General features: G+C 62.8%; 23 protein-coding genes. 4 read left to right on the top strand and 19 right to left on the bottom strand.

Translation table 11 applies throughout. The annotated features are described in order from the left end of the window. Nucleotides 1–162: 162 nt before the first annotated feature. Together O7A61_RS04145 and O7A61_RS04140 are read right to left on the bottom strand one after the other, a co-directional pair. Nucleotides 163–2,076: a potassium transporter Kup gene (locus tag O7A61_RS04145; protein WP_337128515.1), complete on the bottom strand. Its 1,914-nt coding sequence runs from the start codon at nt 2,074–2,076 to the stop codon at nt 163–165. 95 nt (nt 2,077–2,171) lie between these two features. Next, nucleotides 2,172–2,912, bottom strand: coding sequence for a pyridoxine 5'-phosphate synthase (locus tag O7A61_RS04140; RefSeq protein ID WP_337128513.1), 741 nt, complete (start codon nt 2,910–2,912; stop codon nt 2,172–2,174). Between the two features lie 160 nt (nt 2,913–3,072). On the opposite strand from O7A61_RS04140, the gene O7A61_RS04135 reads away from it, so the two are divergent. After that, nucleotides 3,073–3,501, top strand: coding sequence for an STAS/SEC14 domain-containing protein (locus tag O7A61_RS04135; protein ID WP_337104892.1), 429 nt, complete (start codon nt 3,073–3,075; stop codon nt 3,499–3,501). A 50-nt stretch (nt 3,502–3,551) separates the two neighbouring features. Here O7A61_RS04135 and O7A61_RS04130 read toward each other — a convergent pair whose 3' ends face one another. The 11 genes from O7A61_RS04130 to O7A61_RS04080 all read right to left on the bottom strand — a co-directional run bounded on the left by O7A61_RS04130 (nt 3,552) and on the right by O7A61_RS04080 (nt 15,525). Next, a complete protein-coding gene (locus tag O7A61_RS04130; RefSeq protein WP_027146532.1) occupies nt 3,552–4,679 on the bottom strand; it encodes an ATP-dependent DNA helicase in 1,128 nt (375 codons plus the stop codon). A 563-nt stretch (nt 4,680–5,242) separates the two neighbouring features. Further along, nucleotides 5,243–5,614 carry a nitrile hydratase accessory protein gene (locus O7A61_RS04125; RefSeq protein ID WP_337128511.1) on the bottom strand — a complete coding sequence of 124 codons (372 nt, stop codon included), beginning with the start codon at nt 5,612–5,614 and terminating at the stop codon, nt 5,243–5,245. Then, nucleotides 5,601–6,260, bottom strand: coding sequence for a nitrile hydratase subunit beta (gene nthB, locus O7A61_RS04120; RefSeq protein WP_337128510.1), 660 nt, complete (start codon nt 6,258–6,260; stop codon nt 5,601–5,603). Before nthB ends, O7A61_RS04125 begins: the two co-directional genes overlap by 14 nt. Beyond that, the gene (gene nthA, locus O7A61_RS04115; RefSeq protein WP_337128508.1) at nt 6,257–6,862 is read right to left on the bottom strand and encodes a nitrile hydratase subunit alpha; all 606 of its coding nucleotides are present in this window, start codon (nt 6,860–6,862) and stop codon (nt 6,257–6,259) included. Before nthA ends, nthB begins: the two co-directional genes overlap by 4 nt. Nucleotides 6,863–6,941: 79 nt before the next feature. Beyond that, the gene (locus O7A61_RS04110) at nt 6,942–10,103 is read right to left on the bottom strand and encodes an efflux RND transporter permease subunit (RefSeq protein WP_337128507.1); all 3,162 of its coding nucleotides are present in this window, start codon (nt 10,101–10,103) and stop codon (nt 6,942–6,944) included. Further along, nucleotides 10,100–11,359 (bottom strand): efflux RND transporter periplasmic adaptor subunit, encoded by a 1,260-nt coding sequence (locus O7A61_RS04105; RefSeq protein ID WP_337128505.1) that lies wholly within the window; start codon nt 11,357–11,359, stop codon nt 10,100–10,102. The genes O7A61_RS04110 and O7A61_RS04105 overlap by 4 nt, the downstream gene beginning before the upstream one ends. Nucleotides 11,360–11,658: 299 nt before the next feature. Further along, a complete protein-coding gene (locus O7A61_RS04100; protein WP_337128503.1) occupies nt 11,659–11,979 on the bottom strand; it encodes an addiction module antidote protein in 321 nt (106 codons plus the stop codon). Then, complete coding sequence (locus O7A61_RS04095) at nt 11,976–12,266, bottom strand: type II toxin-antitoxin system RelE/ParE family toxin (protein WP_337128501.1); 291 nt, start codon at nt 12,264–12,266, stop codon at nt 11,976–11,978. Before O7A61_RS04095 ends, O7A61_RS04100 begins: the two co-directional genes overlap by 4 nt. A 91-nt stretch (nt 12,267–12,357) precedes the next feature. After that, nucleotides 12,358–12,954, bottom strand: coding sequence for a LysE family translocator (locus tag O7A61_RS04090; RefSeq protein ID WP_337128499.1), 597 nt, complete (start codon nt 12,952–12,954; stop codon nt 12,358–12,360). 120 nt (nt 12,955–13,074) lie between these two features. Further along, a complete protein-coding gene (gene ilvN / locus O7A61_RS04085; protein ID WP_013894763.1) occupies nt 13,075–13,650 on the bottom strand; it encodes an acetolactate synthase small subunit in 576 nt (191 codons plus the stop codon). 78 nt (nt 13,651–13,728) lie between these two features. Further along, the gene (locus O7A61_RS04080; protein WP_337128497.1) at nt 13,729–15,525 is read right to left on the bottom strand and encodes an acetolactate synthase 3 large subunit; all 1,797 of its coding nucleotides are present in this window, start codon (nt 15,523–15,525) and stop codon (nt 13,729–13,731) included. Between the two features lie 446 nt (nt 15,526–15,971). Here O7A61_RS04080 and O7A61_RS04075 point away from each other — a divergent pair, with 446 nt between their 5' ends. Continuing rightward, nucleotides 15,972–17,780, top strand: coding sequence for an NAD(P)/FAD-dependent oxidoreductase (locus O7A61_RS04075; RefSeq protein ID WP_337128495.1), 1,809 nt, complete (start codon nt 15,972–15,974; stop codon nt 17,778–17,780). 188 nt (nt 17,781–17,968) lie between these two features. Here O7A61_RS04075 and tmpB read toward each other — a convergent pair whose 3' ends face one another. Both tmpB and tmpA read right to left on the bottom strand, forming a co-directional pair. Then, on the bottom strand, nt 17,969–18,553 hold the full coding sequence (gene tmpB, locus O7A61_RS04070) for a (R)-1-hydroxy-2-trimethylaminoethylphosphonate oxygenase (protein WP_337128493.1): 585 nt from the start codon (nt 18,551–18,553) through the stop codon (nt 17,969–17,971). Then, entirely contained in the window at nt 18,550–19,701 is a 1,152-nt protein-coding gene (gene tmpA, locus O7A61_RS04065) for a 2-trimethylaminoethylphosphonate dioxygenase (protein WP_337104906.1), read from the bottom strand. The genes tmpB and tmpA overlap by 4 nt, the downstream gene beginning before the upstream one ends. Nucleotides 19,702–19,819: 118 nt before the next feature. On the opposite strand from tmpA, the gene O7A61_RS04060 reads away from it, so the two are divergent. Continuing rightward, the gene (locus O7A61_RS04060) at nt 19,820–20,707 is read left to right on the top strand and encodes a LysR substrate-binding domain-containing protein (protein ID WP_337128491.1); all 888 of its coding nucleotides are present in this window, start codon (nt 19,820–19,822) and stop codon (nt 20,705–20,707) included. Between the two features lie 6 nt (nt 20,708–20,713). Here the strand turns inward: O7A61_RS04060 and O7A61_RS04055 are convergent, their stop codons facing one another. From O7A61_RS04055 to O7A61_RS04045, 3 genes are read right to left on the bottom strand one after another with little or no spacing between them, the layout of a single operon-like run. After that, nucleotides 20,714–21,244, bottom strand: coding sequence for a GNAT family N-acetyltransferase (locus O7A61_RS04055; protein ID WP_337128490.1), 531 nt, complete (start codon nt 21,242–21,244; stop codon nt 20,714–20,716). Between the two features lie 45 nt (nt 21,245–21,289). Then, nucleotides 21,290–21,598: a hypothetical protein gene (locus tag O7A61_RS04050; protein ID WP_337128488.1), complete on the bottom strand. Its 309-nt coding sequence runs from the start codon at nt 21,596–21,598 to the stop codon at nt 21,290–21,292. Nucleotides 21,599–21,602: 4 nt separating this feature from the next. Continuing rightward, entirely contained in the window at nt 21,603–22,166 is a 564-nt protein-coding gene (locus O7A61_RS04045) for a helix-turn-helix domain-containing protein (RefSeq protein WP_337128487.1), read from the bottom strand. 154 nt (nt 22,167–22,320) lie between these two features. Here O7A61_RS04045 and O7A61_RS04040 point away from each other — a divergent pair, with 154 nt between their 5' ends. Next, nucleotides 22,321–24,153 carry an ATP-binding protein gene (locus tag O7A61_RS04040; protein ID WP_337128485.1) on the top strand — a complete coding sequence of 611 codons (1,833 nt, stop codon included), beginning with the start codon at nt 22,321–22,323 and terminating at the stop codon, nt 24,151–24,153. A gap of 201 nt (nt 24,154–24,354) precedes the next feature. Here the strand turns inward: O7A61_RS04040 and O7A61_RS04035 are convergent, their stop codons facing one another. After that, nucleotides 24,355–25,149, bottom strand: coding sequence for a GGDEF domain-containing protein (locus tag O7A61_RS04035; protein ID WP_027141716.1), 795 nt, complete (start codon nt 25,147–25,149; stop codon nt 24,355–24,357). Nucleotides 25,150–25,225 lie beyond the last annotated feature (76 nt).

Here is a 25,225-nt window from a genome sequence, read left to right as displayed (position 1 = left end):
CGCTTGCTGCAATGCAATATCAAGTGCCGTAACGTTATGGCACTCATGCTGACAGCGCGGGGCTCCTTGTGGGCGACTTCCAGCGGATGTCGGTTCCTACGACGCTCGCAGGTTCACGTCCGGACCCCCGGCAACACCTGCGGGCCGGCGAGCACGTGTCTGTTAAATGGCAACCTGCGTGCCGATTTCAACGACGCGGCCGGTCGGGATCTGGAAATACTCCGTCGCGTCCGCCGCCGAGCGCGCCAGGCCGATGAACAGCCGGTCCTGCCATACCGGCATGCCGGAATTGGGCGAAGCCTTGAGCGAGCGCCGCGACAGGAAGAAGGATGTCGTCATGATGTCGAACTTCCAGCCCTGCTTGCGGCAGATCGCCAGCGCGCGTGGAATGTTGGGCTGTTCCATATAGCCGAAAGTCAGCGTCACCCGCATGAACAGCTCGTTGACCGTCTCCATCTTGACGCGCTCGCTGTCGGGCACCACCGGCTGAGGCGCGGTCACCACCGAAAGGATGACGTTCTGCTCGTGCAGAACCTTGTAGTGCTTCAGGCTGTGCATCAAGGCGGTCGGCGCGCTGAGCGGATCGCTGGTCAGGAACACCGCGGTGCCGGACACCAGCTGCGGCTTTTTCTTCAACAGGTTGCCAGCGAGGAAATCGAGCGGGATTTCGTTGCGGCGCGTCTTGTTGAAGAGATAGCGGCTGCCGCGTATCCACGTCCACATGATCAGCCCCATCAGGCAGGCAACGGTGATCGAGACCCAGCCGCCTTCCACGATCTTCACGACGTTGGCCAGGAAGAAGCCGCTGTCGATGATGCCGAACAGCAAGGTCAGCGCCAGGGCGAGCGCCAGCTTCCATTTCCACATCTTGCGCATCACCACGAACAGCAGGATCGTCGTCATCAACATTTCGCCGGTCACCGAGATGCCATAGGCGGAAGCCAGCGAACTCGAACTGCCGAAACCGACCACCAGCAGCATCACCCCCAACGCAATAAGAAGGTTGACGCGCGGCATATAGATCTGCCCGGACTGCATTTCCGACGTATGCTGTACCTCGATGCGTGGCAGAAGGTTGAGCTGCACCGCCTGGCGGGTGAGCGAAAAAGCCCCTGAGATGACCGCCTGGCTGGCAATCACTGTCGCGGCCGTTGCAAGTCCCACCATCGGCATCAGCGCCCAGTCTGGCAGCATCTCGAAGAACGGATTGGTCGGTTTTCCGCCATGGGCGAGCACAAACGCGCCCTGCCCGAAATAGTTGAGCAGCAGGCAGGGAAACACCACGGAAAACCATGCCAGCACGATCGGCCTGCGTCCGAAATGGCCGAGATCCACGTAGAGCGCCTCGGCCCCGGTCACTGCCAGGAAGACAGCGCCGACTGTGACGAAGGCGGCGGTGGGCGTGCTGGCCAGATAGGCGACCGCGTAATAGGGATTGATGGCCAGCAGGATCGATGGGTCATCCATCAAGTGATAGATGCCCGCAACGCCGATGGCCAGGAACCACAGCGCCGTCACCGGCCCGAACACCGCCGCCACCTTTCCCGTGCCGAAGCGCTGCACGGAAAACAGGATAGCAAGGATGACCAGCGTGACCGGCACGACATAGGCGTCCAGCGTCGGGGTCACCACCGTCAGGCCTTCGACCGCCGACAGCACCGAGATGGCAGGCGTTATGATCGAATCGCCGAAAAACAGCGCCGCGCCGCAAAGGCCGATCACAAGGATCAGCCGGGCGCCTTTGGGATAGGCGCTGCGTGCCAGCGACATCAGCGACAGCGTGCCGCCTTCGCCCTTGTTGTCGGCACGAAGCACGAAGGCGACGTATTTGATGGTCACGATGATCGTCAGCGCCCAGACGATCAGCGACAGCACGCCAAGCACGTGAACGCGCGTTGCGATGCCGGGCGAAGCGTGAAGCGCCTCTCGGAAGGCGTAGATCGGACTTGTGCCTATGTCGCCATAGACGACACCGAGCGCGCCCAGCATCAGAACCTTGGTGCTGTGCTGCTCGACCGCGGCATGGCTCGATTGCTCGACGGTTTCAGCCTCGCTCCCGCGATTGGCAAGGGCCATCGACCACTCTCCGATAAGCGCGCGGTGCTCCATGCATGCGGCGACAAACTATCAAATGCACGCGATGGCTGCCATACCAATACGAAGCATTACCCCTACCAGCCGCAAGCCCTGAGAAACCGCCCCACCGTGCCGGCCATGCCATACTCCAATGCGTCGGCTGTCAACCCATGTCCGATCGACACTTCGGCCAATGCCGGAATGCGTTTTGCCAGCGCGGGCAGATTGGCCACCGTCAGATCGTGCCCGGCATTGACCTGGAGGCCGGCGGCAAATGCCACGTCAGCGGTTTTCCCCAACCTTTCCAATTCCTTGGCCGCCTTACCGGAATCGGAATGGTAGCTGCCATAAGGGCCGGTATAGAGTTCGATACGATCGGCGCCCGTATCGCGCGCGGCCCCTATGCCGGCGGGATCGGCGTCGGAAAACAGCGAGACCCTGAAACCGCCCTTCTTCAGACGCTTGACGATCGGCGTCAGGAACGTCGCATCGGCGATGAAGTTCCAGCCGTGGTCGGAGGTTGCCTGTGCCGGATCGTCGGGCACCAGCGTCACCTGCTCAGGCTGGTGCTTCTCGACAAGCGCCAGGAAATCCTCGTTTGGGTAGCCCTCGATGTTGAATTCCGCCTGCGGGAACTCGTCGTCGATCAGCGCCCTGATCTCGGGCAGGTCGGAATGCCGGGTGTGACGTTCGTCGGGGCGCGGATGCACCGTCAGCCCATGCGCTCCGGCGGCAAGGGCGAGGCGGCCGACGCCGATTACGCTGGGCCATGGCAGGTCGCGCCGGTTGCGCAGCATGGCGATGGCGTTGAGGTTGACGGAAAGCTTGGCGGGCATGGGCTGGCGTCCGTGAAACAGGCTATCGAGGCGCGCCACGCTCATTCGTTTTGGCACGGCGCATTTGAGACGGCGCATCTATAGCGTCTTTAACGGGAACAGATAGGGCCTTTCCGGTGTTCCAGAAGACCAACATACTCCACGAAAAGGAGGCGCTACCTTGAATTTCCTCCAATCCGTGCCGGCGATCCGCCGCATCGAGACCAGCCGCGACGACCTCTTTGCCATCGATGTGGTCGGCCATGTCTCGGCCGCCGATGCCGAGAACCTGTTTGGCCTGCTCGAGGCGGCCTATTTGCTCCATCAGAGAATCGACGTGGCCGTGCGCATAGTCGATCACGAGGGCGTCGACTGGGCCGACATCTCCGATGAGACCATCAAGAAGGGTGCCGTCCACGCATTGGAACATATTGGCCGTTGCGCGGCGATCGGCGCGCCTGACTGGACGCCCAACGCACGACGCGCCTTGCCCGCATCGTCGCCCGTCGAATTCAGGCATTTCAAGATCGAGGACGAAGCTGCTGCCTGGGAATGGCTCGGGGCGCGACCGACGGGCCAGGAGGCCACGGCCGCTCCAGAAAGAGGATGAAACGGTTTCCACCTACCCGCCGACCCCCTTCTATCTGACGCCAATCCCTTCTATCTGACGATCGTCAGTCGTTCAGCGGCCCGGGTGATGGCTGTATAAAGCCAACGCTGGCGCGTTTCCTTGAAGGCCCAGCTTTCGTCGAACAGCACGATCTCGTTCCATTGCGAGCCCTGCGCCTTGTGCACGGTCAGCGCATAGCCATAGTCGAAATCGTCGAAGCGCTTCTTCTGCTGCCAGGGGATTTCGGCGTCCGGATCCTCGAACGCCGCCTTGAGCAGCTTGATCTTGGCGACGCCACGATCCGGATCGTCCTCTTCGGGCGACACCAGAAGGTTGATGCCGGGCTTCACCGTCTCGCGCGACGAGGTCATTACCTTCCACAGCGAGCCGTTGAGCAGGCCTTTGGCGGGGTCGTTGCGCAGGCACACCAGCTTGTCGCCCGCTTGTGGGTAATCCGCATTGAAGCCCTTCAACTCGCGCAGGCGCTGGTTATAGCGCCGCCGCGTCCGGTTGGTGCCGACCAGCACCTGGTCAGCCCTCAGCACCAGTTCCTGGTTGACGTCTTCCTTGCCGATCACCTGCGCGCTGCCATAGTCGCCGCGCATGAATTCGCGGCCCTCGCGCACATCGAGCGCCAGCCGCAGGATCGGGTTGTCGCGCGCCTGCCGGTGGATCTCGGTGAGCAAGAAATCAGGCTCGTGATCGGTGAAGAAGCCGCCGCCCGAGATCGGCGGCAACTGGCCGGGATCGCCCAGCACCAGGATCGGCGTGCCGAAACTCATCAGGTCGCGACCGAGCTGTTCGTCGACCATCGAGCATTCGTCGATGACGACCAGTTTCGCGCGCGAGATCGGGCTCTGTCGATTGAGCGAAAAGGTCGGCGACATCGACGTCTTGCCGGTCACCTCGTCGGCCACCGATTCCTCGCCCTTGGGCCGGTAGATCAGCGAATGGATGGTGCGGGCGTTGACCGCCCCCTTGGAGCGCAGCACCTGCGCCGCCTTGCCGGTGAAGGCGGCGAACTGCACCTGGCCGTCGACATGCTCGGCGAAATAGCGCGCCAGCGTCGTCTTGCCGGTGCCGGCATAGCCGAACAGCCGGAACAACTGCGGCTTGCCGGTCTTCAGCCAGCGGGCGACCGCTTGCAGCGCCTCATCCTGTTGGGGTGAAAATTCCATCTGATCGTGTGACCGGATTCGCGAGGCAAACACAAGATAGCCGCCACATCAACTACTCAGCCGGTGGCGAACCCCCTACGGTTCAGGCTATCAGCCGCAGCCAAGAACGTAAAGGGAACGCAATCAGCCAAGTCTCGTTTGAACTTTGGCTAGGAACCGGACGTTAAGGCGTTTAGGCTAGCAATGCAGCACTCAGGATCGAGAGCACATGAAGCTCGTGATGGAAGGACAACCATTACTCATCCCCCTAGCAGTGTGGACGTGTGTTGCCGTGTTTGTAATCAGCTTTTTGGGAATGCTTTGCAGTATTTACCTGGCTTTGACCAAGACGGGAGCGCTTGTAACCAGACCAGATGAGCGAGCTCTGCACTATTGGGAACGGGCTGCACGCAAGAACAGCCGAGTTAGCAGCATCTTGACCCAAAGTAAATTCAAGCACCTACGCTGTCTCATGTTCTCTGCAATAGCCGGCGCTTTCGCCTCCTTCGGCGGTCTTCTCCTTATCATCGGTTTTTTTGGTACGCGGACCTAGATCCATTTTAGGTCGCGTAGCTGCTACGACATTAGTGACCTACAGTCGGCCCCGGATCGTTCTCCAGCAGAATCGGCTTGCCATGCGGCGTGGCGTGGGCGGCGCGCTCCCAGGCCTGCGCCATCGCATCGACATCGGGTTTGGCTGCCAGCCCCTTGGAAGCAAGCAGGGTTTCAAGCGCCGCCAGCCAATGCTTGTAATAATCATGGCCGTCCGCCGCGGCACCTGGCTTCTTCACCTCGGCCGACAGCGCATCGGCCCACTCGCTCCACGAAAACAGGCCCTTGTCGTGCAGCGCCACCGTCATGGCGAAGGCTCCGGCCTGCCATGGCTCGGCGAAAACTGGTGCGTCGAGGCCGGCGGGCAAACCGGCGGCAGGCCCCTTCACTTCACGCCGGTTCAAGATAGCTCTCCCAGGCGTCGATCGAGACGGTCAGTGTCGGGTCGGCGCCCTCGCCCCAGATTTCCGTGCCGTCGAAAACCACGGTATAGACCCACTGCGGATTCTCGCCCTGCCCATGCGCATTGCTGTCGGGGAAGACGAAGCCGTCGCGCACGGCCTCGATCATCCCGTTCTTGTCGCGCGCATAGCGCGGCAGCCTGGTATGGCCGGTCGGATTGAAGTTTTTGGTCCGCACCGAATCACCAGCCTTGAAGCGCGGCGCTGTCTCGACCGGCCGGTCACACGGACCGCCCTTGGCCAGCACGGCCGGAACGTTTTCCGCCTTCAGCACCCGTTTCGGAGTCGCCGCCGGATCGATCGCCTCGCCTGCCCCGAGGTCGCGTTCGCTGACGAAGCCGTGCCGCTTGAGCAGGGTCTCCAGCGCCTTGATCCATATCTGATAGTAGCTGAAGCTGTAATAGTCGGCCGGATGCAGCGATTCCCGCGCGTGCCGGCTCTCGTCGATGTTCCAGGCGCCCATGCCGCCGGCGCAGAGCGTCACACCGAGCGCCCGCCGCTCCCACGGAGCGTGGAAATAGGGTTCATCCTTTTCGGGCGCGACCGGGCCGAACCCCATCTGTCCGCCGAGATCCTGCGGCCCGTTCATGCCGGTTGACTCGCCAGCGCGGTGCCGATCATGGCATCGCGGCTCACCAGTTCCGCCAGCCGCTCCTCGCTCCAGCCTTCGGTGCCCTCCGGCCGCATTGGCACGACGAGATAGCGCAGTTCCGCCGTCGAATCCCAGACGCGTATCTTCGTCCCGGCCGGCAGCACCAGCCCGAATTCCTCGAGCACGCCGCGCGGATCGATTACCGCGCGCGACCGATAGGGCGGCGCCTTGTACCACACCGGCGGCAAGCCAAGCACCGACCACGGATAACAGGAACACAGCGTGCAGACGACGAGGTTGTGGGTGTCCCCAGTGTTGAACACCGCCTGCATGTGCTCGCCTTGCCGGCCGGTATAGCTCAGCGATTCGATTGCCCGCGTCGCGTCGCGCTTCAGCCACTCGGCAAAAGCGGGATCGCTCCAGGCCTTGGCCACCACCTTGGCACCGTTGCGCGGGCCGATCTTCGTCTCGTAGGTATCGACGATGACGTCGATCGCGGCCGGATCGATCAGCCCCTTGCGGGTCAGGATGGTTTCCAGCGCCCGCACCCGCGCGGCAAACGGATCGAGTTCGTTGTCGTGGTCATGATCGTGGGACATGGCCGCAAATTACGGTTCCGACCCGCCGGCCGCAAGCTCCATGGCTTGGGCCAACAGGGACCGGAGCTTTGTCCGCCCGCTACTCGGCGGCCGTCTTCTGTGGCTCGCCCGGGATGTCGTCATTGGTGCCGAACAGCGAAGGCTGATCGCCCTCTTCGACCAGATGCAACTCGGCTTTGCGCTTCGGCATGAGCCCGACCAGCCAGCCTGAGAAATTCTCCATGTAGACATAGATCACCGGCGTCACGAACAAAGTCAGCGCTTGCGAAGCGAGCAAGCCGCCCACGACGGCTACGCCCAGCGGCTGGCGAAGTTCCGCGCTGGCGCCGGTGCCGAGCGCGATCGGGAACGTGCCCATCAGTGCTGCCAGCGTCGTCATCATGATCGGCCTGAACCGCATCAGGCAGGCCTTGTGGATGGAGTCGGTGGCCGACATGCCTTCTCGTCGCAGTTCAAGCGCGACATCGACCATCATGATGCCGTTCTTCTTGACGATACCGATCAGCATCAGGATGCCGATCACCGCGATGACGGACAGATCCATGCCGGCGAAGCGCAAGGCGACAACCGCCCCGAGCACAGCCGACGGCAGGCCCGTCAAGATGGTGAGCGGGTGGATGAAGCTCTCATACAGAATGCCGAGCACGATATAGATGGTCAGGATGGCGCCGCCGACCAGTAGGCCCTGGTTGGCGAGCGAATCCTGGAAGGTCTTGGCCGTGCCGGCGAAGGTCGTGGAGATCGCCGCCGGCATGCCGATCTGTTCTTTCAGCGCGTCGATGCGTTTCACACTGTCGCCCAGCGCCACGCCCTGCGGCAGGTTGTAGGAGATGGTCACGGCCGGAAGCTGGCCGAGCTGATTGACCGTCAAGGCACCGGCCGTGCGATCGACCCGGGCGAAGGCGCCGAGCGGCACCAGGCTCCCGCTCGCCGTCCGCATCTGGATGGCGAGCATCCGCTCCGGCGACCATTCGATCTTGGGATCGAGTTCGGTGATGACTTCGTAGCTGTCGGCCGAACCGAAGATCGTTGAAACCTGGTCGGTGCCGAACCCGCCATAAAGCGCCGAGCGGAGCGTGTCGGTATCGATGCCGAGCTGCGCGGCCTTGTCGCGATCCACCACCAGCGACGCCTGCAACGCATTGTTCTGCAGGTCGCTGGTGACATCGGCGAAGGTCGCATGGTCAGCCGCCATCGCGTCATTCATCTTCTGCGCCCAGATATCGGTCTGTCCGGTATCGAGGCCCTGAACCACGAGCTGGTAGGCACTGGCCGACGACCGCGAACCGAGCCGCAGGTTCTGCACCGGCTGCATGTAGGTCTCGATGCCCGCCACGCCGGCCAGTTGCTTGCGCAGGTCCGAAAGCACCTTCTCGATATCGGGACGCTGGTCCTTGCCCTTGAGCTGGACGAAGAGCTGCCCCTGGTTGAGGGCATTGTTGCCACTGCCCGCCGACCACGCCACATGGTCGACATAGGGCGACTTCGAGAACACGCTGGCCACCTGCCCTTGCAGCTTGGCCATGGCGTCGAACGAAATGTCCTGGCGCGCGATCGTGGTCACCGAAATCTGGCCGATATCCTCCTGCGGGAAGAAGCCCTTCGGCGAGACCTCGATCAGCCACACCGAGGCTGCCGCGGTGCCGATGAAGACGAGGAACACCAGGAAGGTGTGCCGCAGGCAGAAGCTCAGGATCCAGTCATAGCCGCGCGTGATGAAATCGCGCTTGTGGCCAGCGCCGTGCGCCTCGCGGTCGGCCTTGGTCACCGACAGCAGCCGCGAGCACAGCATGGGCGTCAGCGTCAGCGACACGAACATCGAGGCCAGGATGGCGACGGTCACCACGACGGCGAACTCGTTGAAGATGCGTCCGATGACGCCGCCCATCAGGAGCACCGGGATGAACACCGCCACCAGCGAGATCGAGATCGAGATGATGGTGAAGCCGATCTCGCGCGCGCCCTTCAGCGACGCATCGAAGGCCGACAGCCCGTCCTCTTCCATGTGGCGGAAGATGTTTTCGAGCATCACGATGGCATCGTCGACGACGAGGCCGACGGCGAGCGTCAGACCCATCAGCGAGATGTTGTCGATGGAAAAGCCGAACAGGAACATCGCGCCGAGCGTGGCGATCAGCGAGATCGGCACCGCCACGGCCGGGATGATGGTCGCCGTCACCCGGCGCAGGAACACGAAGATCACCAGGACCACCAGCGCGATGGTCAACAGCAGCGTGAACTGCACGTCGTCGACGGCCTGGCGGATCGAGCTCGATCGGTCGTTGAGCAGCTTGATCCGGGCGGCGGCCGGCATCTGGTCCTGGAAGGACGGCAGCATCGCCTTGACCTTGTCGACGACGTCGACCGTATTGGCGTCGGGCTGGCGTTGCACGGCCATGATGATCGCGCGGGTACCGTCGTACCAGCTCGCGGTCGTGGTGGTCTGCACCGAGTCGACGACACGGGTCACCTCGCCCAGCCGCACCGGGTGACCGTTCTTGGTGGCGATGATGAGGTTGGAGAAGCCGGCCGCATCGGTAAGCTGCGTGTTGGCGGTGATGGTCAGCTGCTGCTTGTTGTTCTGCAGCACGCCGAGCGGCGTGTTGCTGTTGGCCGAAGCCACAGCCGCTTGCAGCTGATCGATAGAAATGCCCCGCGCGGCAAGCGCGGTCGGATCGATCTGGATGCGCACCGCGTATTTCTGCTGGCCGAAGATCGACACCTGCGCGACGCCGTCGATGGTTGACAGCGACGGCGAGATGACGTTTTCGGCGAAGGCATCGAGGTCGGTCAGCGGAACCGTATCGCTGACCAGCGACATCAGCAGGATCGGCGCATCGGCCGGATTGACCTTCCGATAGCTCGGCGGCGACGTCATCTGCGGCGGCAGTGATTTCTGGGTGCGCGCGATCGCGGCTTGCACGTCGGCCGCGGCCGCATCGATATTCCGGTTGAGGACGAATTGGATGGCGATCGAGGTCTGGCCGAGCGCGTTGGTGGTCGAGATGGAATCGATGCCGGCGATGGTGGCGAACTGCTTGATCAGCGGCGTCGCCACCGATGTGGCCATGGTTTCCGGCGACGCGCCAGGCAGCGAGGCCGAGACGTTGACCACCGGAAATTCGGCGCTCGGCAATGCGGCGACCGGCAGGAATTTGTACGCGAACAGCCCGCCCAGCACGAGGGCGAACGACATCAGAAGGGTGGCGACTGGCCTGCGGATGCAGAATTCGGAGATCATTGGCCTGCCTCGCCGGCGTTGTTCGCCTGGGCGACCTTGGGCGCGGCTTCCTTGCCTTCATGCACCGCGGCGCCGTCCTTCAGCTTTGTCTGGCCTTCGGTGACAACCTTCTCGCCGCTTTTCAGCCCCTGGCTGATGGCGCTGTTTTGGCCTTCGGTCAGCGCCACCTGCACTGGCCGCATCTCGACGGTGTTGTCCGGCTTGACCACATAGACGAACGGTCCCTTCTGGCTGGGCTGAACCGCGACGGTCGGAACCGAGGTCATCTGCGGCATGATGCCGGCGTCAAGGACGACATTCACATACTGGCCGGGCCACAAGGAAAGATCGGCATTGGGAATGCTTGCCCGTGTGGCGATCGTGCCCGACGCGGTGTCGACGCTGGAATCGACGAAATCGAGCGTACCCTTGCCGATCGGCGTCGGGTCGCCGCTTTGGGTCAACGTCACCGCGTTCTGCTGTGGATTGGCAAGCGCCTTGTGCAGCAGCGCAAGGTCGCTTTCCGGCAGATTGAAGTTGACCTGCAAGGGGTCCATCTGGGTGATGGTCACCAGTGGCGTCGCCGTGCTGCTGTTGCCGTTGCTGACAGTCACGAGGTCGCCGACGGCGACATTCACCGCTCCCAGCCTGCCGGCGATCGGCGCGGCGATGGCGGCAAAGCCAAGCTGGACATTGTCCGCGTCGATCGTTGCCTTGTCGGCATCGACGGTGGCCGCCGCCGCTTTCTGCGCCGCAACGGCCTGGTCGTAGGTCTGCTGCGTACCGGCCTGCTTGGCGACGAGGTCCTTGGCGCGCTGAAGGTCGGAATTCGAGCTGGCAAGCAGCGCCTGGTCCTTGGCAAGCGCTGCCTGGTCCTTGGCGAGTTGCGCCTTCAGCGCCCGGTCGTCGAGCGAGAACAGGAGGTCGCCTGCCTTCACCATCTGCCCGTCCTTGACGTCGATCGACACGATCTGGCTGGAGACGCGCGCGTTGATGTTGACCACGGCCGGAGAGGAAACGAAGCCGATGGCATAGCGGCGGACCGGAAAGTCAGCCGTCGTTGCCGTCGCCGAAACGATCGAGGTCGAGCGGGCGCCGTTTCCGCCACCGCCCTGTTTGCCGCCTGCCGCCTTGTCGGCCGCCGGCTTGTCTGTCGCGGCGACCTGCTTTGTGCCGATGATCTGCTGAGCCTTGTTCAGCGCGTCCGGCGACAGATAGAGCCAGGCCGCACTCGCACAGGCGACCGCCAGCAACGACAGAATGACTTTTCCACGCATCGACAAAAGACCTCTCCGTTCGACACGCCATAGCCAGGTGGTCGTATTCTAGCGCAATTCACGGCTCATTGCCGCGATTTCGCCGAATAGATAGGACGCGGGTTTGTCGGAAAAGGGCCAAAACACGGCATTACGAAGATTTAATGTGCACTGCACAATAGCTGTGCAGCCGGGCTAACAGGACACATTCAGCGTTGGGAGACGAGATCACGCACTTCGTCCGGCCGCCGTGAGTTACTGGGCAAGCCACCCCGTCGAAGCCAGCAGACGCCACGTGGTTGCATCGCCTTTGTGGCGAGTTAGCCTGCGAGGCGTGCCCCGGCAGGATTGTCCCTTGGTGCGGGCTCGGCCGTCAATCTGAGCCCGAGCGCCTTCATGACGCCGAGCAGGGTTGAAAGCTTGGGATCGCCCTTGTCGCTTAGAGCCTTGTACAGCGCCTCGCGCGTCACGCCAGCACCTTTGGCAATGGATGTCATGCCCCGAGCCCTGGCCACGTTGCCGAGCGCATGGGTGATAAGGGCGGGATCGCCGTCTTCGAAGGCCGCTTCGATATAGGCTAAGATTGCCTCCTCGCCGTCGAGGAATTCTGAAGCGTCCCATTTGGTGGTTTCGATGGTCATTTGACCTCCTTCGTCATGCCAATGGCCTTCTTGATGTCGGCCTTTTGTGATGACTGGTCGCCGCCGCTGAGCAGGATGATGATCGTGTTGCTCGCTTTGACGAAGTAGATGCGATAGCCCGGACCATAGTCGACCCGCAATTCGCCGATGCCATCGAAAAACTTGGCATCGCCAAGGTTGCCAAGCTCGATGCGATCGATCCGAATCTGAATGCGAGCCTTGGCGCGGGCATCCTTGAGGGACTTGAACCAGCCGACGAATTCAGCTGTTTTCCGGACTTCGATCATGGATCGCTTGTAATCCATAGTTCACAAACAGTCAAAGCAGATGTGAACCAGAATTTACAGAACGCGCGTGCCGCGCTTTGAAGGCTTTAACTTACCGCAACATCGGCCAAAGCGTCGCCGCCAGCAGCGCGCCCATGGCGATGTTGAACCATTTCAGCCGCACCGGATCCGAAAGGAAACCGCGCAACGCCGTGCCGAATCCAGCCCAAACCGAGACGCTGGGAAGGTTGACTACGGTGAAAGCCATGCCAATCAGAATGACGGACAGGAATGGTCGCTCGGGATTGGTGTAGACGGCCATCGCGGTGATGGCCATCACCCAGGCCTTGGGATTGACCCATTGGAAAGCCGCTGCATCGATGAACCGCATCGGTCGCGCATTCGTCTCGCCTTTGCCGCTGAGCGAGCGCGACATGGCGATCTTCCAGGCAAGGTAGAGCAGATAGACGGCACCGGCGATCTTCAGCCCGGTGTGCAGCGCGGGAAACGCGGTCAGCACCGCCCCCAGGCCGAGCCCGACGGCCAGGAGCAGCACAAGAAACCCGATACTGATGCCCAGCATGTGCGGCACGCTTCTGACCAGTCCAAAATTCACGCCTGATGCCAGCAGCATAAGGTTGTTCGGCCCTGGCGTGATCGAGGTCACGAAGGCGTAGACAAGCAGTGCGAGGAATGCGTCGAGGGACATGATATCCTCCCAGATATGTCAGTACTATTGTCTCTTTCCGACGGCTGCACAAAAGCCAGTGCCGACCGTTGGTCGCGCCAGTCCTGCACTCGTACAAAAATTCCGATGGGCTAAGTCGGCCTACATCCCCTGCGGACCGCGGTTCATCGCCGCCACGCCAGTACGGCAGATCTCGACTAGGCCGAGCGGTTTCATGATGGCGATGAACTGGTCGAGCTTGGACCCCTTGCCGGTGATCTCGAAGATGAAATGCTCGGTGTTGGCGTCGATAACGCTGGCGCGGAAGGCGTCGGCGAGGCGCAGCGCCTCGACCCGGGCCTCGCCGGTGCCGGCAACCTTGACCAGCGCCAGTTCCCGCTCCAGCGGCCGCTCCTGCCCGAACTCGTGCGAACGCACGGTGAGATCGACCACGCGGTGCACCGGCACGATGCGCTCGAGCTGATGCTTGATCTGCTCCAGCACATGCGGCGTGCCGCGCGTCACGATAGTGATACGCGACAGGTGTTTTTCATGCTCGGTCTCCGAGACGGTCAGGCTCTCGATGTTGTAGCCACGCCCGGAAAACAGGCCGATGACCCGGGCAAGCACGCCCGGTTCGTTGTCGACCAGCACGGAAAGCGTGTGGTTTTCCGGCCGTTCCGTTTCCTTGGCGATGAAGTAGGCGGAACCGGTGGGTTGAAGGTGCTGTGCGTTCATGACATGAATCTCAAATTCTGGATCTAATTATCTGTTGTCGCACGGCTTTTTTTGACAAGCCCTGCCTTGGCTCGTCGTCTACACCAGTTCCCGGCCCTTGGCGTCGATGGCATTGGCCACGGCCTCGTCGGTCGCCTCGTCGGGCAAAAGCATCTCGTTGTGCGCCTTGCCCGAAGGGATCATCGGGAAGCAGTTGGCGAGTGTCGCCACGCGGCAGTCGAACAGCACCGGCTTCCTGACCGAGATCATCTCCTTGATCGCGTCGTCCAGTTCGTCGGGCTTGTCGCAGCGAATGCCGTGGCCGCCATAGGCCTCGGCCAGCTTGACGAAGTCCGGCATCGCCTCGGTGTAGGAATGCGACAGCCGGTTGCCGTGCAGCAGCTGCTGCCACTGCCGCACCATGCCCATATACTGGTTGTTGAGGATGAAGATCTTGATCGGTGCGTCGTGCTGCACGGCGGCACTCATCTCCTGCATCGTCATCTGCACCGAGGCGTCGCCGGCAATGTCGACGACCAGTGCATCGGGATGCGCGATCTGCACGCCGAGTGCCGCCGGCAAGCCGTAACCCATTGTGCCGAGCCCGCCCGACGTCATCCAGCGGTTCGGCTTCTCGAAATGATAGTGCTGCGCCGCCCACATCTGATGCTGGCCGACCTCGGTGGTGATGTAGGTGTCCATGTTCTTGGTCAGTTCATAGAGCCGCTGGATGGCGTATTGCGGCATGATCACGTCGTTGTTCATCTTGAAGGCGAGTGAATCGCGCGCGCGCCATTTGGCGATCTGCTCCCACCAGGGATAGAGCGCCTTCTTGTCGGTCTTGGCGGTTGCCCGCCACAGCCGCACCATGTCTTCCAGCACCCGGCCGACATCGCCGATGATAGGCACTTCGGTGTGGACGTTCTTGTTGATCGAGGACGGATCGATATCGATGTGGATTTTTCGCGAATTCGGCGAGAAGGCATTCAGCCTGCCGGTGATACGGTCGTCGAAACGCGCGCCGATGCAGAGCATCACGTCGCAATCATGCATGGCCATGTTGGCTTCGTAGGTGCCGTGCATGCCCAGCATGCCCAGCCAGTTCTTGCCCGAAGCCGGATAGGCGCCGAGACCCATCAGCGTCGAGGTGATCGGGAAACCGGTGAGGTCCACCAGTTCGCGCAGGAGATGGCTCGCTTCCGCGCCGGAATTGATGACGCCGCCACCCGAATAGATGACCGGCTTCCTGGCGGTGGCCATCAGTTCGACCGCCGCCTTGATCTTGTCCAGGTCACCCTGGACCTTCGGCTGGTAGCTGGTGCGCGGCGCGATCTGCGGCGGGACATAAAAGCCCTTGGCGAACTGCACGTCCTTCGGGATGTCGACCACGACCGGGCCGGGACGGCCGGTCGTGGCGACATGGAAGGCCTCGTGGATGGTCGCGGCGAGTTCGTTGACGTCCTTCACCAGCCAGTTGTGCTTGGTGCAGGGCCGCGTGATGCCGACCGTGTCGCATTCCTGGAACGCGTCAGAGCCGATCAGCGAAGTCGGCACCTGGCCGGTCAGGCAGACCAGCGGGATCGAGTCCATCAGCGCGTCCTGCAGCGGCGTCACCGCATTGGTGGCGCCGGGGCCTGATGTCACCAGCATGACGCCGGCCTTGCCGGTCGACCGCGCATAGCCCTCGGCGGCGTGGCCGGCGCCCTGTTCGTGCCGCACGAGAATGTGCTCGACCTCGTCCTGCTGGAAAATCTCGTCATAGATCGGGAGAACGGCGCCGCCCGGATAGCCGAAGACATGCTTGACGCCATTGTCCTTCAGCGCCTGCACCACCATTTCGGCGCCAGTCATTTCCCTACTTGCCATTTCGCGCCGCTCACTCTGTCCATTGCTCATCGGTCTGATCCCGTACTGTCGCCATTTGGGCGTTGCTGGTCGTTTAGTCGTGTTTCAGGCAATAAAAAAGGCCCCCGAGGGAGCCTGTGTGGTGCGCATGGGAGGTCTTCGCCCGGCGGTTACACCGCCTTGCCCACGCGCCTTCCTACGAGAATGAGTGCCGTTTTCATGGTGGCGGACCATAAAGGCGAACTCGCGGGGTCGTCAATGGGGGATGATGCGAATTCACTCGCCTGTGAGATGGGGCTTCGCTACGCGCTACCATAGTACAGTTGAGCCCATCCCATCGACGCACCACTATGCCGGCTGACGACGTGCCTGGGAGGAGACGCGTTGCCGGCGAACGGGAGTCCCACCCCCAGGTAGGGAGGTCCTGGCCGGCCGCTTGCTGTTCCAGTGGAAGCCTGAACAGGCGTTCTTGGAAACCGACAACCGGAGGAGAAACCATGCTCGAGAGAACACCCACAACGAAGGCGCAAGCGCTGCTCGACAAGTTTGGCAAGGCGCTGGATACCGGCGACATCGACGCCGCGGTCAACTGTTTCCAGGCGGATTGCTACTGGCGCGACCTCGTCACCTTCACCTGGAACCTGAGGACGATGGAGGGCCAGGACCAGGTCCGTGACATGCTGAAGGCAACGCTGGCTGAGACCCGGCCGAGCGACTGGAAAGTGGCCGAAGGCGAGGAGGCGACCGAGGCGGACGGCATCATCACCGCCTGGATCACCTTCGAGACCGAGGTGGCGCGCGGTTTCGGCCTGGTGCGGTTCAAGGGCGAGCTGATCTGGACCTTGCTCACCAGCATGGCCGAACTCAAGGGCCATGAGGAGAAGGCCGGCTTCACCCGCCCGCTCGGCGCCAAGCATGGCCACGGCAAGGACAGGAAATCCTGGCGCGAGGAGCGTGACGATGAACTCGCCGAACTCGGCCGCAGCAAGCAGCCCTATGTCGTGATCATCGGCGGCGGCCAGGGCGGCATCGCGCTCGGCGCGCGCCTGCGCCAGCTCGGCGTTTCAGCCATCATCATCGAGAAGAACGAGCGCCCGGGCGATTCCTGGCGCAAGCGCTACAAGTCGCTCTGCCTGCACGATCCGGTCTGGTACGACCATCTGCCCTATATCGATTTCCCCAAGAATTGGCCGGTCTTCGCGCCCAAGGACAAGATCGGCGACTGGCTCGAGATGTACACGAAGGTGATGGAGCTGAACTACTGGTCCTCCACCTCGGCGAAATCCGCGAAATACGACGAGAAGGCCAAGGAATGGACCGTTGTTGTCGAACGCGACGGCGAAGAGATCGTCCTCAAGCCCAAGCAGTTGGTGCTGGCAACCGGCATGTCCGGCAAGGCGAACTGGCCGAAATACAAGGGCCAGGACATCTTCAAGGGCGAGCAGCAGCATTCCTCGAACCATCCCGGCCCTGACAAATACCGCGGCAAGAAGGTCGTGGTCATCGGCTCCAACAACTCCGCCCACGACATCTGCGCGGCTCTCTGGGAGGGTGGCGCCGACGTCACCATGGTGCAGCGTTCCTCCACGCACATCGTGAAGTCCGACACGCTTATGGATATCGGGCTGGGCGCGCTCTATTCGGAGCAAGCGGTCGAGAGCGGCATGACGACGCGCAAGGCCGACCTGATCTTCGCCTCCCTGCCCTACCGCATCCTGCACGAATTCCAGATCCCGCTTTACCAGCAGATGAAGGAACGCGACGCCAAGTTCTACGCGGACCTGGAAAAGGCCGGCTTCCTGCTCGACTGGGGCGATGACGGCTCGGGTCTGTTCATGAAATATCTGCGCCGCGGTTCAGGCTACTATATCGATGTCGGCGCCTGCGACCTCGTCATCGACGGCTCGATCAAGCTCAAGAGCGGACCAGGCGCGGCGGTGGAGGAGCTGACGCAAACCGGGGTCAAATTCGCCGATGGAACCGAATTGCCGGCCGATCTCGTGATCTACGCCACCGGCTACGGCTCGATGAACGGCTGGGCCGCGGACCTCATTTCCCAGGAGGTGGCGGACAAGGTCGGCAAGGTCTGGGGTCTTGGCTCCAACACCGCCAAGGATCCCGGCCCCTGGGAAGGCGAGCAGCGCAACATGTGGAAGCCGACCCAGCAGGAGGCGCTGTGGTTCCATGGCGGCAACCTCCATCAATCGCGCCACTATTCGCAATATCTGGCGCTGCAACTGAAGGCCAGGCAGGTTGGCTTACCCACACCGGTCTACGGATTGCAGGAGGTCCATCACAAGGGATAGCCCGTATCCCCGCATCAGATGGTGAGCCCTCGGCGACACCGAACGAAACGGCAGCAGTGAGCCCGCCGGGCTCACCGCTGGTCGGCGATGGCGTGAAACGCCCTCGTCAGCCAAACACTCGCGGCAGGTCTCCGGGCTACCGCATTCCGCCATCGAAGCAGAGGCACATGTCTCCTCCCGGTGACTGGTCAGGCGCGATTGGCGAAATCGTGCACGACGCGCTGCAGCAACGGCACATAGTCGCGAAACGCCCGCGTCCGCATATTGGCGACCTTGCCGCCCTCGTCCCAGATGCGAACCCGCACCGCCTCTTCGTGGAACGGGTTCTTGCGGAACTCGGCCACCTCGTCGGCACTCATCGGTCCGCCCTGCAGCGACAGGGTGTGAACCGAAGCCGGCGACAGCTTGGAGAAATAGGTCGGGTCCGTGGCGCAGAGATAGCGCTTGGCGGCGACATGCAGCCGGACGCATTCGACGATGACCGGCGGGAAGAACGGCGCCAACACCTCGCCGCCGGCCTCGTCATGGTGCTTGTCTTCGACATCGTCGGGCGAATAGGTGCCGAACTCGCTGGTGTAGTGGCCGATGTCGTGCAGCAGCGCGGCGGCCACCAGCACCTCGGGCGCTCGATCCTGTTCCGCCAGCCAAGCTCCCTGCAGCATGTGCTCGGACATCGTCACCGGCTCGCCGAGATAGGATTCGGCACCCCGGCGCTCAAAGATATCGGCGATGAACTCGACGATGGTGTCCGCGTTCAGATCCTGGCTGCTCATTCCGCGGCCTCCTTGAAGCCGTGTTCGATCGCCGCGAGCGTCGACAACAGGCCGTCCTTGTCTGCGTAGCATCCCTGCAGCCAGCGCTTGCCGGTGCCCGAAAACGCCTTGCGGGCATGCATGACGCGAGTGTTGTCGACGATGAAGGCCTGGCCCGGTTCCAGCTTGAAGGTCACTTCGAAGGACGGATCCTCGATCAGCTCGGCAAAGCGGCGGTAGGCGGCGTAGTAACGATCCATGTCGGCGAACGGCACATCGACGGTCGGCGCCAGCGAGCGGTTGTTGAAACGGATGCAGATCAGTTCGCCGTCGGGTCCAAGCTCGATCATCGGCCGTTTGGACTGCAGCCGCACGCCGGATGAACCTGCATATTCGAACCGCGCCGCATGGGAGCTCAACAGCCGAAAACCTTCGGGGTTTTCCGCCTGCAAGGCAGCGGCGACGGCAAAGCCGTCGACGACGCTGGATTCGCCGCCCTCCACCGTGTTCTCGATGCAGGACAGGATCTGCAGCGTCGGCACCGGATCGCGATAGGGATTGTCGGTGTGCGCCTGCAGGCCGAGATTGGTGTAGGCGAGGTTGTTCGGGTTGACTTCGGCGCGCACCTCGAACCAGCGCCCGTAATTGGTTTCTCTGATGTAGCCGAACAGGTCGGAAACCTTGCACAGCGCCCCGGATTCGGCCGGCAGCCCGTCCATCACCGCAAAGCCGTAGGTCCTCACCGCCGAAAGCCATTCGCGCAGGACACCGCGGCCATGGAAGGCCGCCGGATAGCTGGCGCGCGGCACCGAATTCTGCATCGTCGCCCTGGTCCAGCGCTGGATGACATCGCCTGTCCAACCGGGCTGGCGTGTCTCGTCGCGATCATAGGCGTTTGCACGCAGCCATTGGGCGGGAAAGCTGACCGTCTTTCCCTCCGGTTCGAAGCTGATCTCCAGTGCTCCGGCCTTGACCGAAGCAGCGCCAATTCTCGTGCCGGCCGGAATGTCGAGGATGGTGACGAGCCGCTGGCCATTGCCGGCGCTGCGCGTCTTGTCGTCGAGCGCATTGTCGCGCAGCCAGATGGCGTGAAAGCGAGTGCGCCTTCCGTCCTGCCAGCCAAGTTCGATTGTTCTGCCTTCGTCGCCGATCAGCGCGTGGGTCAACATGGAGATCAGGTCCTGTGTCTATCCGCCCACGGCCAAATCCGGGGCTTCGATTGCATGTTGAGCGCACCCAAGGCATAACTCAAATTATCATTTTTTAGCCAAAGGCCGAAATTTCGTAATGGCTCGGAGACTTATCCCCACGCTGCCTCCCCTCGACTGGCTGCGCAGTTTCGAGGCTGCGGCACGGCTGTCGAATTTCACCGCGGCGGCTGCCGAACTCGGCCTGACCCAGGCGGCCGTCAGCCAGCATATCCGGCTGCTCGAGGAACGGCTGAAGACGCGGCTGTTCTCGCGGCTGGCGCGTGGGGTCGCGCTGTCGCCCGAGGGCGCCGCCTACCTGCCGCACATCCAATCTGCCTTCGCCACCATTGGCAGCAGCACCACGGAATTGTTCGAACCGCGCGCCGTCCGGACCGTCTCGATCCGGGTGCCGATCTCGTTTGCCTTGCTGGCATTGGTCCCGGCGCTGCCCGATCTCGCCGAGGCGCTGCCGCGCGTCCAGCTCGATCTGGTGACGATCCACCGCCCGACCGACTACGATCTGCCGGGCTCGGCGCTCGACATCCGTTTTGGCAACGGATCCTTTCCTGGTCGCGAGGCCGAGAGGCTGACCGCCGAGCGGCTTGTGCCGGTGACAAGTCCGGCCCTCGCCAGTGCCGCCGACTGGACATCGCTGCCGCTGCTTCTCGTGGCCGGCGCGCGCGAGATGTGGGCGGAATGGTTCGCGGCGGCCGGATTGGCTGGCCATCCCCAGCGGTCGCACCGCTTCGACAGTTTCGTCGCCGCCATGGAGGCGGCGAGCGCCGGCGCCGGCGTGCTGCTGGGGTCCCGCCCCTTGATCGACGCGGCGCTCGACGGCGGGGCGCTGGTCCCGCTTTCTGATTTTGAGCTTCCCAGCACGTCGGGGCATTTTCTGACCAGGCCGTCAACCGCGCACCTGACCAGTGCCGAGCAGGATTTCCGCCACTGGCTGCTAAAGCGCCTTGCCGGAAAGGCGCGGACCTGACTGGCGCTACCGCGTCGCTGTGCCGATACGCTTCCAATAGATCAGCGTGCCCGTCAGCCCGCCATGCGGCTTCAGCGCATAATCCGGTACCTCGCCGGCCAGGGTGAAGCCGAGCTTCTCATAAAGTCCTGAAGCACCCTCCTCCGTCGCCGTATCCAGAACCAGCAGCGTGCGCCCCTTCTCCGCCGCGAGGCTTTCGGCGGCCCGCATCAGGCGGGTCCCGACACCCCTGCCCCGCTGCTCGGCTGATGTCATCAGCTTGGCGATCTCGGCCCGATGCGGCTGGTTGGGAGGACAGTCGAGCAGCAGCGTGACGGTGCCGACCAGAGCCCCGCCGTCCCATGCCCCAAGCACCACTCTTTGCCCTCGTGCCGCCGCGGCCAGCGACGTCTCCCAGAATGCCGTTGCCTCCTCCGGCGCCAGCGGATGCATGAAACTGACCGATCCGCCGGCGGCAACCGTTTGGACCAGCAGATCAGTCAGCAGTGCGAGTGTTTCCCCGCTGGCGGTCAACGGCTCGATCTCTATGGCATTCATAGCTGGTCCTCTGGAAACGATTTGCTGGGATCAGTAGCGCTGGGGTCAGTCGAGGTGGCGGGCACGCCGCCGCTTGCGCGCGGCCTTGATGGCGCTGATGCGTTCGGTGTCCTCTTCCCTGAGATGCCGACCGCGCTCGAGGATTTCGAGCATGTATTCGTCATAGGTCAGCCCCAGCCGTTCAGCCTTGTTCATGCGCATCAGCATCACTTCGCGGCTCGGCGCCTTCCATGCCTTGGCGTGCGCCGCCTGCCAGGCCAGGAAGATGTAAGGATCGCCCTTGCCCCATGGTGGCCCCTTGTAGTCGTCGAGAGGCGGCCCCCCATTGTGGGAGCGCTTTGGCCGTCTTGCCATGATGTCAGCCCCTGACCAGAGCGACGACATAGTCGGCGCCCGGCCCCAGCGCATGGAAGGTGCAGTCCGACGGTGCCCCGAGCGCCAGGCAGTCGCCCGGCTCGAGCCTGTGCACCTGATCGCCTTCGGTGAATTCGAGTTGTCCCGAGATCAGCCAGATCTGCTGCTTGATGAAAGCATAGGAAGCCGCGGGCAAGCTGACCTTCGCGCCCGCCGGCAGATGGACCTTGATCAGTTCGAGCGGCATGTCGCAGGCCGGCGACAGATGCCGCCTGACATAGCCTGTATCGGGGTCGCGCCACACCGGCTGGTCGGCCGCGCGCAGCAGCCCGCCGCCCTGCAATTCCGCGCGCGCGATAAGGGTCGACAGTGTCATGCCGAAGGCCGCCGCAATGCGCACCAGAAGCGCGGCCGTCGGGCTGGTCATGCCGCGCTCGATCGTGCTCAGCATCGCCTTGGAAACGCCTGATCGTTCGGCGAGTTCGGCCAGCGACCAATCCCGCATGATCCTCTCGGCGTGAATGCGCCTGCCGATGGTCGAGGAAATGTCGTTCGCTATATCATCCATTCGTCCATTATAACGAAACAAGAGCGCGAGTGAAGAGCCATCTCACGATAATTTTCATCAGGGCCTTAATCCTCTCTACACCATCCGACCTCATCCGACCTTAACCCCGTTCCTGTAGCGTCCAGTCTCCAGGGAAATGGGGATTGGCCTGTCCATGTATGTCGAACGCGAGGCTTCCGTCGGAGAACCGACATCGCAGGAGCGCCGCAACGCAGAGCAGAACGATCGGCGCATCCTGGGCAATGTCGTGCAATGCGACGGCGCGCGCGCCACCATCAGCGCCTATGCCGACGACGTCGACGGCGCGGTCACCGGCCTGTGGACGGTGGGCAAGATGATCTCCATCAATCTGGGCACGACGCGCACCGTTGGCCTGGTTTATGCGATCGGCAAATCGGATCGCGCCTGGAGCAATGAGGGCCAGAACGCCATCGAGGTCAGCATCGAACTGATCGGCGAAGTGCGCGACGGCGCCGAACCCGGCGCCAAGCCGATCTTCGACCGCGGCATCACCAGCTATCCGCATATCGGCGCCGTCGCGCACCGCATCCGCACCCGCGACCTGCAGGCGGTCTATGACCTGGCCGGCCGCCATTCCATCACCATCGGCTCGCTGGCGCAGGACGAGGCCATCGCCGCCAACATCGCCATCGACGATACGCTGGCGCGCCATTTCGCCATTGTCGGCACGACCGGCGTCGGCAAGTCGACCGCCGTGTCGCTGCTGCTGCGCAAGTCGATCGCGGCGCGACCGGACCTGCGCATCCTGATCCTCGATCCGCACAATGAGTTCGCGGCCTCGCTGCCCGAATATTGCGTAAGGGTCGATTCCAAGACGCTCGACCTGCCGTTCTGGATGTTCACGCTGGAGGAATTCGCCGAAGTGCTGTTTCGCGGACGCGAAACGGTGCCGGAAGAGATCGACGCCCTTCGCGACCTCGTTCCGCTCGCCAAGAACCTCTATCGCAACCCCGGTTCAGGCGCCTACCTGAGGCGCGGCAGCGATGCGCTGACCGCCGATACGCCGGTACCTTACCGCATCGCCGACCTGCTCAAGCAGATTGACGAGCGCATGGGCATGCTCGAAAGCAAGACCGATCGCCCGACCCTCAAATCGCTGAAGACGCGCATCGAATCGGCGGCTGCCGATCCGCGCTACCGCTTCATGTTCAATTCGCGCCTGATCGAGGACACCATCCACGAGACGATCGGCAACATCTTCCGCGTGCCGCATCATGGCCGCCCGGTAACCTGCTTCGAGATGGCCGGCATGCCCTCGGAAGTGGTCAATTCCGTCTGTTCGGTGCTGGCGCGCCTGGCCTTCGACCTCGCTCTGTGGAGCGAAGGCAAGCTGCAGCTCCTGTTTTTATGCGAGGAAGCGCATCGCTATATGCCAGCCGATCCGCGCCTCGGCTTCGCGCCGACCAGGCATGCGCTGTCGCGCATCGCCAAGGAAGGCCGCAAATATGGCTGCTATCTCGGCGTCGTCACCCAGCGCCCAGGCGAGCTGGACCCGACCATTCTGTCGCAGTGCTCGACCTTCTTCGCCATGCGGCTCGCCAACGAGCAGGACCAGGCGATCATTCGCTCGGCAATCGCCGACTCATCCGCCTCCACGCTCGCGTTCCTGTCTTCCATGGGCCAGCGCGAAGCGATCGCCTTCGGCGAAGGCGTGGCGACGACCATGCGGCTGAAATTCGAGAGATTGCCCGCTCACCTGCTTCCGGGCACGGCCAAGCGCGAGGAAGAAGTGATGTCGAAGGCCGGTGAGGTCGATCTGGTGGCGATCGTCGAGCGGCTGCGCAACGTGCCGAAACCGCAGAGCCAGGCAATGGCTTTCGCCGAGGTGGTCGATTCCGGCCGGCAGGCCGGCGACCCCGACTACCGCAAAGCGCCGGCGGCGGCGCGCGTGCAGTCGGACGAAGATTTCGACACGCGCTACGGCCTCAAGCCAGCCACCTTCGGCCTGCGTCCGCAGAACGATTGAGCTTAACCGCTGCTTTCGCATCAAATTTCCGTGGTTCTGCTTCGTCGGAAAGCTCGGTTAAATCCCGTCAGGAAATTCGTCAGGCTGAGTCGATTGGTGTCGACTTAGAGAACCGTAGCGGAGCGGACTCTTGGTCCGTGAGCAACGGAAGCGCAGAAGTCGGCATCAAACGGCCAGCATCACGAATTTAGTGACGGGATTTCAGGCGCAGACGCGATTGCGGCCTTGCCTCTTGGCTTCGTAGAGCTGGCGGTCGGCGCGGCGGTAGAATTCCTCGGCGGTTTCCTTGCGGTCCCAGACGGCGAGGCCGACGCTGGTCGTGATCTTGAGCCGGACATTGTTGCCGGAGAGGATCGACATGTTGGCGATCGCCTTGCGGATGCGCTCGGCGAATTTGGCCAGGAGGTCCGCCTCCATGTTGGGCGTGACCACGGCGAATTCCTCACCGCCCAGGCGCGCCACCACATCGTGGAAACGTGTCATGTCCTTGAGGCATCTGGCGACAGCCTTGAGCACCTCGTCGCCGACGTCGTGGCCGTGGGTATCGTTGACCTGCTTGAAATGGTCGAGATCGAGGATCATCAGCCCGACCGGCTTTTCGATGCGCCGGAACTCCTCGAGATATTCCTTCAGCGCGTCGTCGAAATAGCGGCGATTCTGCATGCCCGTCAGACCGTCCGTCAGGGCGGCATGCTCGAACGTCTCCGAGCGGGCACTGAGCGAAACCGTCATGGCGCGCAGCTTGCCTTCTTCCGTCGCCTGTTTGCGGATCAGCGGGTAGATGAAGAAGATGCCGAAAAACAGCGCGGTCGCGAGCAGAACGCCCGTCGCGAACAACAGCTTGTTGAGGTAGATGACCTTGTCCAGGCCCGAAGGCGTATGGAGCTCGGTGGCGAAGGATTGCAAGAGCCCATAGGCGTGCAGCGTCACCAGGCCAGCAGCGAGGATCACGAAAATAAAGACGAAAAAAGCGGATTCCGCCTTATGGAAACGCATCTGCTCCCCGATGGAAAAGTGCCCACCGACCTTATGGCACCGACCGCCTTACGGAGCGTTAATTCCGGCAACTTCG

The sequence above is a fragment of the Mesorhizobium sp. Cs1321R2N1 genome (assembly GCF_037179725.1).
Taxonomy (GTDB): Bacteria; Pseudomonadota; Alphaproteobacteria; order Rhizobiales; family Rhizobiaceae; genus Mesorhizobium; species Mesorhizobium salmacidum.
This window is presented reverse-complemented; position numbering and strand designations above follow the sequence as displayed.